Below are 11,991 nucleotides of genomic sequence, written 5' to 3'. Positions count from 1 at the left end.
CAAAAGATTAAAACCAGTAGGTAAGAACGAATGCGAATAAGCAGAGATTGGTGGAGCTAAGCGGGATCGAACCGCTGACCTCTTGCATGCCATGCAAGCGCTCTCCCAGCTGAGCTATAGCCCCACTTGCAGATATAAGGCTGAAGTGGCGTCCCTTAGGGGATTCGAACCCCTGTTACCGCCGTGAAAGGGCGGTGTCCTAGGCCTCTAGACGAAAGGGACACTGGAAAGGTCTTCATATGATGCTGGCGTCCCTTAGGGGATTCGAACCCCTGTTACCGCCGTGAAAGGGCGGTGTCCTAGGCCTCTAGACGAAAGGGACAGGCGCATAAACATCACAAATTGCACTGACAGATTGGCGTCCCTTAGGGGATTCGAACCCCTGTTACCGCCGTGAAAGGGCGGTGTCCTAGGCCTCTAGACGAAAGGGACACTACGGTCAGTTTGTCAAATTTTGTTGGCGTCCCTTAGGGGATTCGAACCCCTGTTACCGCCGTGAAAGGGCGGTGTCCTAGGCCTCTAGACGAAAGGGACACTGGAACAAAATTTTTGGTGGAGCTAAGCGGGATCGAACCGCTGACCTCTTGCATGCCATGCAAGCGCTCTCCCAGCTGAGCTATAGCCCCACACCAATTGCAGAGGCTGCTAAGCAATCCCCTACAAGACGAGGCGAATTCTAGGGGCCGGGGCTACAGGTGTCAACAGTTTTTTAGAAAGCCTTTACTGTTCGCGTATTTTTTAAACTAAGTGACGATTCAAGCAGCAAATTACCTGAATGATCTGCCCTGCTCTGCCCAGAAATCGATGAAATTCAAGACGCTGCCACACCACTGCACTAAGGTAAAAACGCTACAAAAAACTGCGCTAGCTGATTTACAGCAACGAAGCCAATGCCCAAAACTCGGCAACGGACTGAGTGTCTGTCATTTGCTGATTCATTGTGGCGGTAAAATACAATACCAACGAGACAGGCTTTTCGGCTGGTTCAGTCCGTTCGACCGAGTCAGCTAATAGTGCATAAGCAATAGATAGATTTGAATAAATAAAAAGATCCAAAGAAAAAACCCTGCCGAAGCAGGGTTTTTTTAAGATTAAAGAGTCACGTTGTTTTTACTAGCGCGTTCTTTAATATAGCTTTCCCAGCTTGCCGCCTGACGGGCATACTTAGGATCAGCTTTGGCTTTCTGAACAGCCTGATAAGCATCCTTGAACTTGTTCTGGTAGAAATAGGCTTCCACTAATGCCAGGTAGACTGGGCCTTTAGCTTGCACACCAGCTTCAAGAGCTTTATTCAGCGCAACAACCGCAGCAGAATATTTTTCAGCGAGGATCAGTGAGGAACCCTGACGACGATACGCATCGCCATCATTATCCAACTGAGCTGATTCGCCGTAATACTGCGCAGCTTTATCCATCTCACGCGCTGCCTGGAACGAACTGGCCATACTGTTTAGCATAGTTTTATCTTTTTTGATTAAACCAGACTTAATATGTTTTTCCAGTGTCGTACCGGCTTTGTATGGAATGTTGGCGTTTGAATACAACTGAGCCAGCAGCTTGTACTCATTCGCTGAATCCAACATACCTTGCATAGCTGCTACTTCTAAAGTAACCAGAGCTTTGTCGTACTGCTCTTCGATACTGTAGAACTGCGCCAGATAAGTCCACCAACGTTTTTCCGAAGGGAAAATCTTTACTGTCGTCTCTAACACTTCGATGGCTTTCTTGTTATTTTTCATTTCAAAATAAGCTGAAAACTTCAAGGTGTAAGGACCAGCGTTTGGCTTGGCTTTATCTTGCAGGGCAATAGCCATATCTGCAGGCTCAATCACCTTCTGATATTGCTTCATTTCCATGTAAGCACTGGCAATACGCAGATAAACGTTCGCTTCTTTTTCACCAGTAAAATCTAACCACTGGTTGTACGTTTTGATCGCTTCATTGTATTGCTTGTCGCTTAACAGCAAGTCAGCAAGCAGACGTAAAGCTGCAGCCTGATCAGTAAAGCTCAGTACATCAGGCTTGATGGCCTGACGTAAATAGTTGATCGCTTTCTTCTCGTCTTTCGCGGCCCACATGTTGCCTAAAAAACGATTTAAGTAAGCCATATCAAACTCATTGCTTGACTCAACGTCAGACAATACGGCGATAGCTTCGTTTAACTTTTCTGCACCATAAAGCTCGTAGGCTTTGCCGATGGCTTTACCAACTTTTTCACCGACGGCACTTGATTTGCGGTTTTTACGCTCTTCAATTTTCTTCGGATCCGGAGCTGCTACAGCATACGAACTCAGAGTTGCAGCACCAAAACTAGCTAATACGATTAACGCAGAAGTAAGTGTAGTCATTTTCTTCATGATGTTAACCTCCAGCCTGGTCTAGAGAGAAGTCCAGTTGAACCATAATGCCTGGCTGCTGAACTGCTTTACCATCGACCACTTTTGGCGAATATTTCCAACGTTTCAGTGCACGAATTGCTTCACGGTCAAATACACGCTTAGGTTCTGCTTCCACAACTGTCACGTCACCGACGCTGCCATCTTCCAGAATAGTGAAACGCATTTTTACCCAACCCTGTAAGCCATCACGAGCGGCCTGTACCGGGTATTTTGGTTCAATACGTACTATTGGAGTAGCATCGCCATCACGCATCATCGCTGAAGACGGGTCACCTAATCCTGTACTGGCACCACCTACGTCAACTGACGGCAGGTTGAATCCTATAGAACCACCAGTATCGGTAGACTCAGGTTCTGCAACCGGAGCCTTTGGCGGCTCTGGCGGTGGTGGTGGTGGTGGTGGCGGCACCCGAACACGGGTCTGAGCTTTTGACTCAGGCGGTGTCGAGTTAATTTCAATAACGATTTGTTCCTTTTTAGCATTGGTGAACGTATCATCCCCACCTATAAGGAATGCCATCAACACATACAGGAAAAACGTTATTACCGCACCAACAACCAGTGATAGTAATAACCTTACCATATTACTTGTTCTCCGCAGCGATCGAAATCTTATCGATACCAGCCAGCTTGATTTGGTCCATTACCTGAACCACGATACCATGCTTAGCTTCTTTATCTGCTTGGATGATCACTGTATCTGTTGGCGATTCGGCTAACAGTTTCTCAACTGTTGCACCAACACGCTCTACGTCTACAGCACGTTTATCCATCCAAATTTCACCGTTTGCACGGATCGCAATAAAGATAGTGGCTGATGGCTTAGATTGAGCTTTCGCCGCTTTAGGACGGTTTACGTCAATACCAGCTTCTTTAACGAACGACGTCGTTACGATAAAGAAGATCAGCATGATAAATACAACGTCCAACATTGGCGTTAAATCGATTGCTGCCTCTTCGGCTTCACGTCTAATTCTACGTGCCATAAAATACTCTCTATCAATGATGAGGCATGCTGTCAGCTAATTCATGAACCGCTGACTTCACCTTACCTTCCAATTTGGACGTTACAAATACACCTGATAAACAGGCAACCATACCAGCCATAGTTGGGATTGTTGCCATTGAAATACCAGCTGCCATCAGTCTTGGGTTACCAGTACCTTGTACCGCCATAATCTCGAACACGGCGATCATACCGGTCACAGTACCTAACAAACCAACCATCGGACAAATTGCAACCAAGGTTTTGATTACATTGATCCGCTCATTCAGTTTGGTAGATGCATCAGACACCCACGCATCACGAATTTTATGCGCATACCAAGAGGTTGTATCAACCCGGGCGTTCCAGTCTGCAATAATTTTGTTACGCAGAACTGGATATTCCCGACTGATAAACCAGAAGCGCTCTATGATCAATACCCACATGATGAAGAGCACTAGGGCGACGATATACAGAACATCACCGCCGGTTGCGATAAAATCCCTGACAGATTCCCAAAGCTCTATCAGGCTATGCATTACGCTTTCTCCTTCTCCGCATGAGCAGCGATGATACCAGCGCTTTGCTCATCCAGGACATGCAGGATTGAGTTAGACTTCGTTTGTAACATAGAGTGGATAAACAGTAATGGCAGAGCACATAACAAACCTTGAACAGTTGTTACTAACGCCATTGAAATCTGGCCAGCCATGATTTTCGGGTCACCAGTACCGTGTAAAGTAATAACCTGGAACGCACCGATCATACCAACAACTGTACCTAACAGACCTAATAAAGGACCTACTGCAGCGATCAGCTTCAGAATACCGATACCTTTTTCGATGGCTGGAGTTTCGCGCATAATGGCTTCGTCCAGTTTCAGCTCTAAGTTTTCAACGTCAACATTTTTGTTGTCGTGGTACACTTTCAGGATACGACCCAGAGCATTCTTATCCGAAGGATTAGACAGGTTTTTCAGCTGAGCGTTCACACCTGAGGCAGCAGCCGTCAGAGCTAAGAAGCGCAGTAAACCGATCAGTAAACCTATACCTAACAGAACTGTGATTACGTAACCAACAGTACCACCTTGGTGGAATTGCTCTTCCAGAGTAGCTTCCTGAGTTTTCAGACGCAGTAAGTTACCACCAGTCGGGTCGATGTATACTGGCATCAGAGTACCTGGAGCAGCATCTTTGAACGCTATCGCATCGGCAACAATGTAAGACTCAGGTTGTTTTACCAGAGGCTGCATTTCCTGAGTATCTGCGTTGAACACCAGGTAACCGATGTCTGAAATCAGGTTAAATGCACCGATACGAGTGACAGAAGCAGTTGCACCGTTACCATCTAAGCCAACAACGTTGCCTTCGAACTTAGCTACTTTGGCTGACTCTGTCATTTCAGTTTGCAGAGCGATCCACAGTTCTTCCAGTTCTTTGATTTCTGGGATTTCTTTAGCTTCTGACAGTTTTTTCAGCAGTTCTTCACGGCCTTTGTACTGAGCACTGATGTTTGAGGTAGCGATAGAACCGATAGTTTCAGTTGCAGCACCACGAACGATACCAAACATTTCACCCAAAGTACCCTGGGCAGCAATTAATTCAGCTTCTTTTGCAGCCAGTTTGCCTTCGTTATCAGCAAATTGTTGAGTTAATGACTTGCCACGAGCTTCTTCAGCCGCAAATTCAGCTTTCGCTCTGTTTAACAGGGCTTGTTTGTCAGCGCGGTCAGATAAGAACTCTTGCTCACGTTGCTGGTTGATTTTGCCTTCAGCGGTGCGTGATTTCTTAACTTGCTCTAATAATTGATCCAGCTTGGCTGTATCTGCTGCTGCAGTTAAGCACACGCCTGCAGACATAGTTACCACAGCTGCAATTACTAAACCTTTAAAAACTTTCTTCATTTATGCTTACTCCGCTGCTAACACTGGAAGTTTTAACAATTCTGGGGCAGCTTGTTTACCCGCAACACGAATCGCTAACTTGGTAGATTCCAGGTACTCTTGACCCAGAGCTTCCCACTGACCTGTAGTTCTGTTGAACATCCAGGCTTGTTTTTCATCCAGAGATTGAGCCAGTAACGCAACGCGGCCTACGTAAACGTAGTTCACGGTAATTTCGCTACCATCAACAGCCAGTTTGTCCGTGTAAGTCACCAGAGCTGTACCTAAGTCTTTTTCAACCTGGTAGGCTTCGATCACTAAACGGTACATTTCAGAGGTGTTTACCGCTGAGTTACCTAACACTGAACGCAGACGCTCGATACGAGCTAAACGGTTGTTCAGGTCAATTGGCATGTCGGCTTTGATGAAGGCTTCTAAGGTATCTACCATACGATACATCAGAGGAACAATACCTTGCTTCGTACCTTCGATAGTACCGATTTGCTTGTCAAGAGAAGACAGAGACGCGTTTTGATCGGCAACTAATTTAGCAACGTGGTCGTTGTAAACTTTTAAGTTTTCAGTTTGTTCAACTAATTGACGGTACTCGGCCAGTAATTCCTGGCTTTGGTCAAAAATGTTGTTAATTTTTTCCTGAGATTGGACTGAAGCGCGGATATTTTGCTGACCCGCTTTCTGCAGTTCTACCAGTGGATCTGCTGCTACTGAGGTGCTGGCCAATGCGAATGCTCCAAACAGAGCAGAAGCAACCAGACTCTTACGAATGTTATTGTTAGACATAGTTCCCAACCAATAATTGCTGATTAACGTAACCTGTTTTTGAAAGGTTATTTTTTGTAACAAAAGATAACCCGGTTAAAGGGTAAACCGCCCGCATCATTGCAGCAAACTCGCGTATTGTCAATATAACAACGACAGTCAGCGATGACAGTTTTGTTGCAATTTAACGATGAGTTATACCCTTTTTATCTTAAGCAAAACCGGGAGCTTTCCCGCATTAATAATCCATTAATTTTTTTGCTTATTTAATGTTCGGTGTTAATTTTCCCGACTCATACAACTTGACCATTTGCTCAAGCGAAATGGCCTTTATTTTTGATGCATTACCTGCTGTACCAAACGCCAGATAACGATCTTTACAAATTTCAGTCATAGCTTTGACTGACTCCTGCAAATACTTACGCGGATCAAATTCTGCAGGGTTTTTCGCCATATAACGACGAATAGCGCCTGTGGAAGCTAAACGCAGATCCGTGTCTATATTGATCTTGCGCACGCCATACTTGATCCCTTCCTGAATTTGCTCAACGGGCACGCCATAAGTTTCAGGGATAGCACCACCGTATTCGTTAATTACAGCTAACCACTCCTGAGGAACAGAGGACGAACCATGCATCACCAGGTGAGTGTCCGGGATGCGGGCGTGAATATCTTTGATCCGATCAATGGCCAGAATGTCCCCTGTTGGTGGACGACTGAACTTGTAAGCACCGTGGGACGTACCGCAGGCAATAGCCAGCGCATCGACGCCTGTTGCTTTCACAAACTGGGCAGCCTCTTCCGGGTCAGTTAACATTTGGTCATGGCTCAGAATACAATCAGCACCTATGCCATCTTCCTCGCCTGCAGCCCCGGTTTCCAGTGAGCCTAAACAACCTAATTCGCCTTCCACCGAAACACCACAGGCATGCGCCATTTCTACAACACGGCGCGTTACATTCACATTGTATTCATAATCTGTCGGCGTTTTGCCATCAGTTCCTAACGAGCCATCCATCATCACTGAAGAAAAACCCAGCTGAATGGCTTGCTGACACACTGCAGCAGAGGTGCCGTGGTCCTGATGCATCACCACAGGAATATGCGGAAACTCTTCAATGGCGGCCAGGATCAGATGACGCAGAAACGGTGCTCCGGCATATTTACGTGCACCAGCGGACGCCTGCACTATCACCGGACTGTCTGTTGCATCAGCGGCCAGCATAATGGCACGCATTTGTTCTAAGTTATTGACGTTAAACGCTGGTACTGCATAACCAAACTCAGCAGCGTGGTCCAGCATTTGGCGCATTGAAATCAGAGCCATGAGATCCTCTCTCTTTGTGTAGGGTAAGGGTTGTGTTTAAAACCGCGGACTCTGCTGTCACCTGAGGTGATCTTTAGTTATACAGCGCCTGCGGTCGTTTTCTTTTCAGATTTTTGTAGTTATTTGTAATAAGCAGCGTCAGGCTGTCGCCTTCGCACGTTGTTCCAAAATTTCCACTGCGGGTAAAGTTTTGCCTTCCAGAAATTCGAGGAATGCACCGCCTCCGGTAGAAATATAGGAAATTTTGTCAGCTAAATCATATTTATCAATAGCGGCCAAGGTATCGCCACCTCCGGCGATCGAAAATGCCTTGCTGTCGGCTATGGCTAAGGCCAAGGCTTTGGTTCCTTGTTCAAAGGAGGCAAACTCAAATACACCGACAGGACCGTTCCAGACGATGGTGCCGGCATTTTTCAGAATATCGACCAGAGCGGCACTGCTGTCAGGACCTATATCAAACACCATATCATCGTCACTGATGTCCGACACAGATTTGGTTGTTGCCGGTGTGTCTTCAGCAAAGGCTTTACCTGTGACTACATCTGTAGGTACCGGAATAGAACCACCATTGGCTTTGGCTTGAGCCATCAAACGCTTGGCTTCAGGGATCAGGTCAGTTTCCACCAGAGATTTTCCTACCGGATAACCTTGTGCAGCAATAAATGTATTGGCAATACCACCACCGACAATCAACTGATCGACAATACCGGATAAAGATTCAAGCACAGTCAGCTTAGTCGACACTTTAGAGCCACCTACGATGGCCACTAATGGGCGTTTGGGGTTTTTCAGCGCTGCGGCTAATGCGTCTAACTCAGCAGCCAACAAAGGACCAGCGCAGGCGATTGGGGCAAATTTTGCCACACCGTGCGTGGTTGCCTGAGCGCGGTGGGCTGTGCCAAAAGCGTCCATCACAAACACATCACATAACGCAGCCAACTTTTTTGACAACGCTTCGTCGTTTTTACCTTCGCCTTTGTTAAAGCGCACGTTTTCAAACACCACGACTTCACCGGCATTGACGTCAACGCCATCCAGATAGTCTTTGACCAAACGCACAGGCACAGACAAAGCGTCGTTTAAATAATCTACCACAGGTGCCATCGAAAACTCTTCGGCGTACACACCTTCATCAGGGCGGCCTAAATGGGAACACACCATCACCTTGCCACCTTTTTTAAGCGCCAGTTCGATGGTAGGAATAGCGGCTTTTAACCGGGCATCTGAGGTCACTTTGCCGTTTTTTACCGGTACGTTTAAATCTTCACGGATCAGCACCCGCTTCCCTGTTAAATCGACATCCGCCATTTTAATAACTGACATACCAGACTCCTGTGATTTGATTAACTTTTACTATTTAATTTTAATGAGTTCAGACAAAACGCATCATAGCGCGAGCCGTATCAAGCATTCGGTTAGCAAAGCCCCATTCGTTGTCACACCAGACTAAACATTTCACCAAACGTTTATGGCTAACCCGGGTTTGTGAACCGTCGACAATACAGGAGTGCGCATCATGATTAAAATCGACAGACACTAACGGCTCTTCGGTGTAATCCAGAATACCGGCCAACTCCCCTGCTCTGGCACGCTCTAGTACCTGATTAACCTGAGTGAGATCCACGTCCTGATGCAAGGTGACACTCAAATCCATCGCCGTGACGTTCACCGTCGGCACCCGCACTGCTATCGCTTCAAAACGTCCGGCTAAATGCGGCATGATGCGTTCAATACCGCGGGCTAACTTGGTATCAACCGGAATAATAGACTGGCTGGCCGCCCGGGTACGACGTAAATCATCGTGATAGGCGTCGATCACCTGCTGATCATTCATAGAGGCATGTATAGTGGTGATGGTGCCACTTTCGACGCCAAAATGCTGGTCCAGCACCTGGATCACCGGCACTATACAGTTGGTGGTGCAAGAACCAGCAGAGACTACGGTCATTTGCTCTGTTAATAAATGTTGGTTAATGCCATAAATGACGGTGGCATCAATATCTGCATCGGCGGGGTGAGAAAACAACACCTTTTTGGCTCCGGCATCTAAATGCAACTGCGCATCTGAGCGGCTATGAAACACCCCTGTGCATTCGAGAACCACGTCAACCTGCAACTCATCCCAGGGCAACTGAGCCGGATCGGCCTGACAAAACAATGCTATGGCATCGCCATTGACCAGCAGCCCCTGCTCATTCAGTTCAACCGGAAAAGCAAAACGGCCATGCGAGGTATCGTATTTTAATAAGTGCGCTATCCCTTTGGCGTCTGCCAGTTCATTAATAGCGACCACCTGAACCTGCTCCGTTAAACCACACTCATATACAGCACGCAGGATATTCCGACCTATACGGCCAAAGCCGTTAATTGCCACTTTAATGGTCATTGCTACTCAATCTTCACGCATTTACTGATTAAAAAGAGGGGCCCCAAGGCCCCTTTTCACTTTACGCTAATAACTCATTGGCCGCTGCAACCACGGCAGCAGTGGTAATACCAAAGTGTTCAAACAGTTGCTCAGCCGGAGCTGATTCGCCAAAACTGTCCATCCCAATGATTTTACCGCTCAGGCCGACGTACTTATACCAGGTATCTTTAATACCGGCTTCCACGGCGACCCGTTTGGTCACGGCAGCAGGCAATACAGATTCACGGTAGTCCGCACTTTGCGCTTCGAATACATCAGTGGAAGGCACAGATACAACACGAACCTTCCGGCCCGCCGCTGTTAACTGATGGTACGCCTGTACCGCCAGCTCCACTTCAGAACCAGTCGCAATCAGAATCAGTTCTGGCGTGCTGGCAGAATCCAGCAACACATAACCGCCTTTACGGATATCAGCCAATTGCTGCGCTGTGCGAGGCTGTTGCACCAGATTCTGGCGGGTGAAGATTAAAGTACTTGGGCCTTCGGTGCGTTCAATCGCTGCCTGCCACGCCACCGCAGATTCGACTGCATCGCAGGGACGCCAGTTCATCAGATTCGGCGTTACACGCAATGACGCTAACTGCTCAACCGGCTGGTGAGTCGGGCCGTCTTCGCCTAAACCAATAGAATCGTGGGTGTAAACAAAAATCACCCGTTGTTTCATCAGGGCAGCCATACGCACTGCGTTACGGGCATATTCCATAAACATCAGGAAGGTTGCACCGTAGGGGATAAAACCACCGTGCAAAGCTATACCATTCATGATGGCAGACATACCAAACTCACGCACACCATAATACAGGTAGTTGCCGCTGGCATCTTCTGCTGTGACCCCTTTAGATCCAGACCAAATGGTCAGGTTTGAACCCGCCAAATCGGCTGAGCCACCCAATAACTCAGGCAATAAAGGACCAAAAGCATTTAAGCTGTTTTGAGAGGCTTTGCGGGTAGCAATAGACTGCGGGTTATCCTGCAGATGCTGAATATAAGCTGCAGATTTCTCTGCCCAGTCGGCCGGTAAATCGCCCGCCATACGGCGGTTAAATTCAGCCGCCAGTTCAGGATAAGCTTGGGCATAAGCGGCAAATTTTTCGTTCCAGCTTTGCTGCGCTGCAGCACCTTTGGCTTTGCCATCCCACTGTTGATAAATGTCTTGTGGGATGACAAAAGGAGCATGCTCCCAGCCTAAATATTCACGGGCTGCGGCAATTTCAGCATCGCCTAAAGGTGCGCCGTGGCAGTCGTGTGAACCGGATTTATTCGGTGAGCCGTAACCAATAATGGTTTTGCAGCAGATTAAAGTCGGCTTGTCACTGACAGCACGTGCTTGCTCAATAGCCGCAGCAATAGCCGCAGAATCATGGCCATCCACGCCTGCAATCACATGCCAGCCGTAGGCTTCAAACCGTGCAGGCGTATTGTCAGTGAACCAGCCTTCGACATGACCATCGATAGAAATACCATTGTCATCCCAGAATGCGATCAGCTTGCCTAAACCTAAAGTGCCGGCCAAAGAACAAGCTTCGTGGGATACCCCTTCCATCAAACAGCCATCGCCTAAAAAGGTATAAGTGTAATGGTCAACCACAGCATGGCCTGGCTTATTGAACTGAGCCGCCAGAGCTTTCTCGGCTATGGCCATACCGACCGCATTAGTAATACCCTGACCTAAAGGACCCGTAGTGGTTTCCACACCGGGCGCATAACCATATTCAGGGTGACCAGGCGTGCGGGAATGTAATTGACGAAATTGTTTTAAATCTTCAATACCTAAATCGTAGCCGGAGAGATGCAACAGAGAATACAACAGCATAGAACCATGGCCGTTGGACAACACAAAGCGGTCACGGTTGGCCCAGCTTGGGTCTTGTGGGTTATGAACCAAATAATCACGCCACAATACTTCAGCAATGTCTGCCATGCCCATAGGGGCGCCCGGGTGACCTGATTTCGCTTTTTGCACTGCATCCATACTCAATGCACGAATGGCATTAGCGAGTTGTTTACGAGATGGCATCTTCTCTCCTGCTTGATTAACTTTATATGACTTTGATCCAAGGGGTGGGGTTACCCGTATTCTCGCGCTGCTCTTTTTGTCTTGACCCAATTGGCGGCTAAGCGGGTAAGCGCTGTTTTTACATGGATACGGCAAAGCTGGGCTTATTTTCACAGAGCATCGACCAAATCGCA

11 protein-coding genes and 6 tRNA genes are annotated in these 11,991 nt (G+C 47.5%); all 17 read right to left on the bottom strand.

All coding sequences use genetic code 11. The features are described from left to right. Nucleotides 1-48: 48 nt before the first annotated feature. A tRNA-Ala gene (locus SD53_RS14050) sits at nucleotides 49-124 on the bottom strand. Nucleotides 125-146: 22 nt separating this feature from the next. Beyond that, nucleotides 147-222 (bottom strand) — tRNA-Glu (locus SD53_RS14045). Between the two features lie 24 nt (nucleotides 223-246). Continuing rightward, nucleotides 247-322: transfer RNA gene (locus SD53_RS14040), tRNA-Glu, on the bottom strand. A gap of 34 nt (nucleotides 323-356) precedes the next feature. After that, nucleotides 357-432, bottom strand: a tRNA-Glu gene (locus SD53_RS14035). 26 nt (nucleotides 433-458) lie between these two features. Then, a tRNA-Glu gene (locus SD53_RS14030) sits at nucleotides 459-534 on the bottom strand. Between the two features lie 16 nt (nucleotides 535-550). Next, nucleotides 551-626, bottom strand: a tRNA-Ala gene (locus tag SD53_RS14025). Between the two features lie 247 nt (nucleotides 627-873). Beyond that, complete coding sequence (locus SD53_RS14020) at nucleotides 874-1,056, bottom strand: hypothetical protein (RefSeq protein ID WP_046520792.1); 183 nt, start codon at nucleotides 1,054-1,056, stop codon at nucleotides 874-876. A gap of 35 nt (nucleotides 1,057-1,091) precedes the next feature. Beyond that, nucleotides 1,092-2,357, bottom strand: coding sequence for a tetratricopeptide repeat protein (locus tag SD53_RS14015; RefSeq protein WP_046520791.1), 1,266 nt, complete (start codon nucleotides 2,355-2,357; stop codon nucleotides 1,092-1,094). Between the two features lie 4 nt (nucleotides 2,358-2,361). Further along, nucleotides 2,362-2,982, bottom strand: a complete 621-nt coding sequence (locus SD53_RS14010; RefSeq protein ID WP_046520790.1) for an energy transducer TonB — start codon at nucleotides 2,980-2,982, stop codon at nucleotides 2,362-2,364. A gap of 1 nt (nucleotide 2,983) precedes the next feature. Then, complete coding sequence (locus SD53_RS14005; protein ID WP_046520789.1) at nucleotides 2,984-3,385, bottom strand: ExbD/TolR family protein; 402 nt, start codon at nucleotides 3,383-3,385, stop codon at nucleotides 2,984-2,986. A gap of 13 nt (nucleotides 3,386-3,398) precedes the next feature. Beyond that, nucleotides 3,399-3,923: a MotA/TolQ/ExbB proton channel family protein gene (locus tag SD53_RS14000; RefSeq protein ID WP_046520788.1), complete on the bottom strand. Its 525-nt coding sequence runs from the start codon at nucleotides 3,921-3,923 to the stop codon at nucleotides 3,399-3,401. After that, nucleotides 3,923-5,287 (bottom strand): MotA/TolQ/ExbB proton channel family protein, encoded by a 1,365-nt coding sequence (locus tag SD53_RS13995; RefSeq protein WP_046520787.1) that lies wholly within the window; start codon nucleotides 5,285-5,287, stop codon nucleotides 3,923-3,925. Before SD53_RS13995 ends, SD53_RS14000 begins: the two co-directional genes overlap by 1 nt. A 6-nt stretch (nucleotides 5,288-5,293) precedes the next feature. After that, on the bottom strand, nucleotides 5,294-6,067 hold the full coding sequence (locus tag SD53_RS13990) for a DUF3450 domain-containing protein (protein WP_046520841.1): 774 nt from the start codon (nucleotides 6,065-6,067) through the stop codon (nucleotides 5,294-5,296). A 241-nt stretch (nucleotides 6,068-6,308) separates the two neighbouring features. Continuing rightward, nucleotides 6,309-7,373, bottom strand: a complete 1,065-nt coding sequence (gene fba, locus SD53_RS13985; protein ID WP_046520786.1) for a class II fructose-bisphosphate aldolase — start codon at nucleotides 7,371-7,373, stop codon at nucleotides 6,309-6,311. 138 nt (nucleotides 7,374-7,511) lie between these two features. After that, nucleotides 7,512-8,696 carry a phosphoglycerate kinase gene (locus SD53_RS13980; protein ID WP_046520785.1) on the bottom strand — a complete coding sequence of 395 codons (1,185 nt, stop codon included), beginning with the start codon at nucleotides 8,694-8,696 and terminating at the stop codon, nucleotides 7,512-7,514. Nucleotides 8,697-8,745: 49 nt separating this feature from the next. After that, entirely contained in the window at nucleotides 8,746-9,759 is a 1,014-nt protein-coding gene (gene epd, locus SD53_RS13975; RefSeq protein WP_046520784.1) for an erythrose-4-phosphate dehydrogenase, read from the bottom strand. A 61-nt stretch (nucleotides 9,760-9,820) separates the two neighbouring features. Further along, nucleotides 9,821-11,818, bottom strand: coding sequence for a transketolase (gene tkt, locus SD53_RS13970; RefSeq protein WP_046520783.1), 1,998 nt, complete (start codon nucleotides 11,816-11,818; stop codon nucleotides 9,821-9,823). Nucleotides 11,819-11,991 lie beyond the last annotated feature (173 nt).

The sequence above is a fragment of the Rheinheimera mesophila genome (assembly GCF_000986865.1).
GTDB classification, from domain to species: Bacteria; Pseudomonadota; Gammaproteobacteria; order Enterobacterales; family Alteromonadaceae; genus Pararheinheimera; species Pararheinheimera mesophila.
The sequence above is the reverse complement of the archived record's forward strand: the minus strand, read 5'-3'. Positions and strand labels throughout refer to the sequence as shown.

Coding starts and splice junctions, on each gene's coding strand:
- SD53_RS14015 (WP_046520791.1), bottom strand. CDS start 2,357: ATGAAGAAAATGACTACACTTACTTCTGCGTTAATCGTATTAGCTAGT.
- SD53_RS14010 (WP_046520790.1), bottom strand. CDS start 2,982: ATGGTAAGGTTATTACTATCACTGGTTGTTGGTGCGGTAATAACGTTT.
- SD53_RS14005 (WP_046520789.1), bottom strand. CDS start 3,385: ATGGCACGTAGAATTAGACGTGAAGCCGAAGAGGCAGCAATCGATTTA.
- SD53_RS14000 (WP_046520788.1), bottom strand. CDS start 3,923: ATGCATAGCCTGATAGAGCTTTGGGAATCTGTCAGGGATTTTATCGCA.
- SD53_RS13995 (WP_046520787.1), bottom strand. CDS start 5,287: ATGAAGAAAGTTTTTAAAGGTTTAGTAATTGCAGCTGTGGTAACTATG.
- SD53_RS13990 (WP_046520841.1), bottom strand. CDS start 6,067: ATGTCTAACAATAACATTCGTAAGAGTCTGGTTGCTTCTGCTCTGTTT.
- fba (WP_046520786.1), bottom strand. CDS start 7,373: ATGGCTCTGATTTCAATGCGCCAAATGCTGGACCACGCTGCTGAGTTT.
- SD53_RS13980 (WP_046520785.1), bottom strand. CDS start 8,696: ATGTCAGTTATTAAAATGGCGGATGTCGATTTAACAGGGAAGCGGGTG.
- epd (WP_046520784.1), bottom strand. CDS start 9,759: ATGACCATTAAAGTGGCAATTAACGGCTTTGGCCGTATAGGTCGGAAT.
- tkt (WP_046520783.1), bottom strand. CDS start 11,818: ATGCCATCTCGTAAACAACTCGCTAATGCCATTCGTGCATTGAGTATG.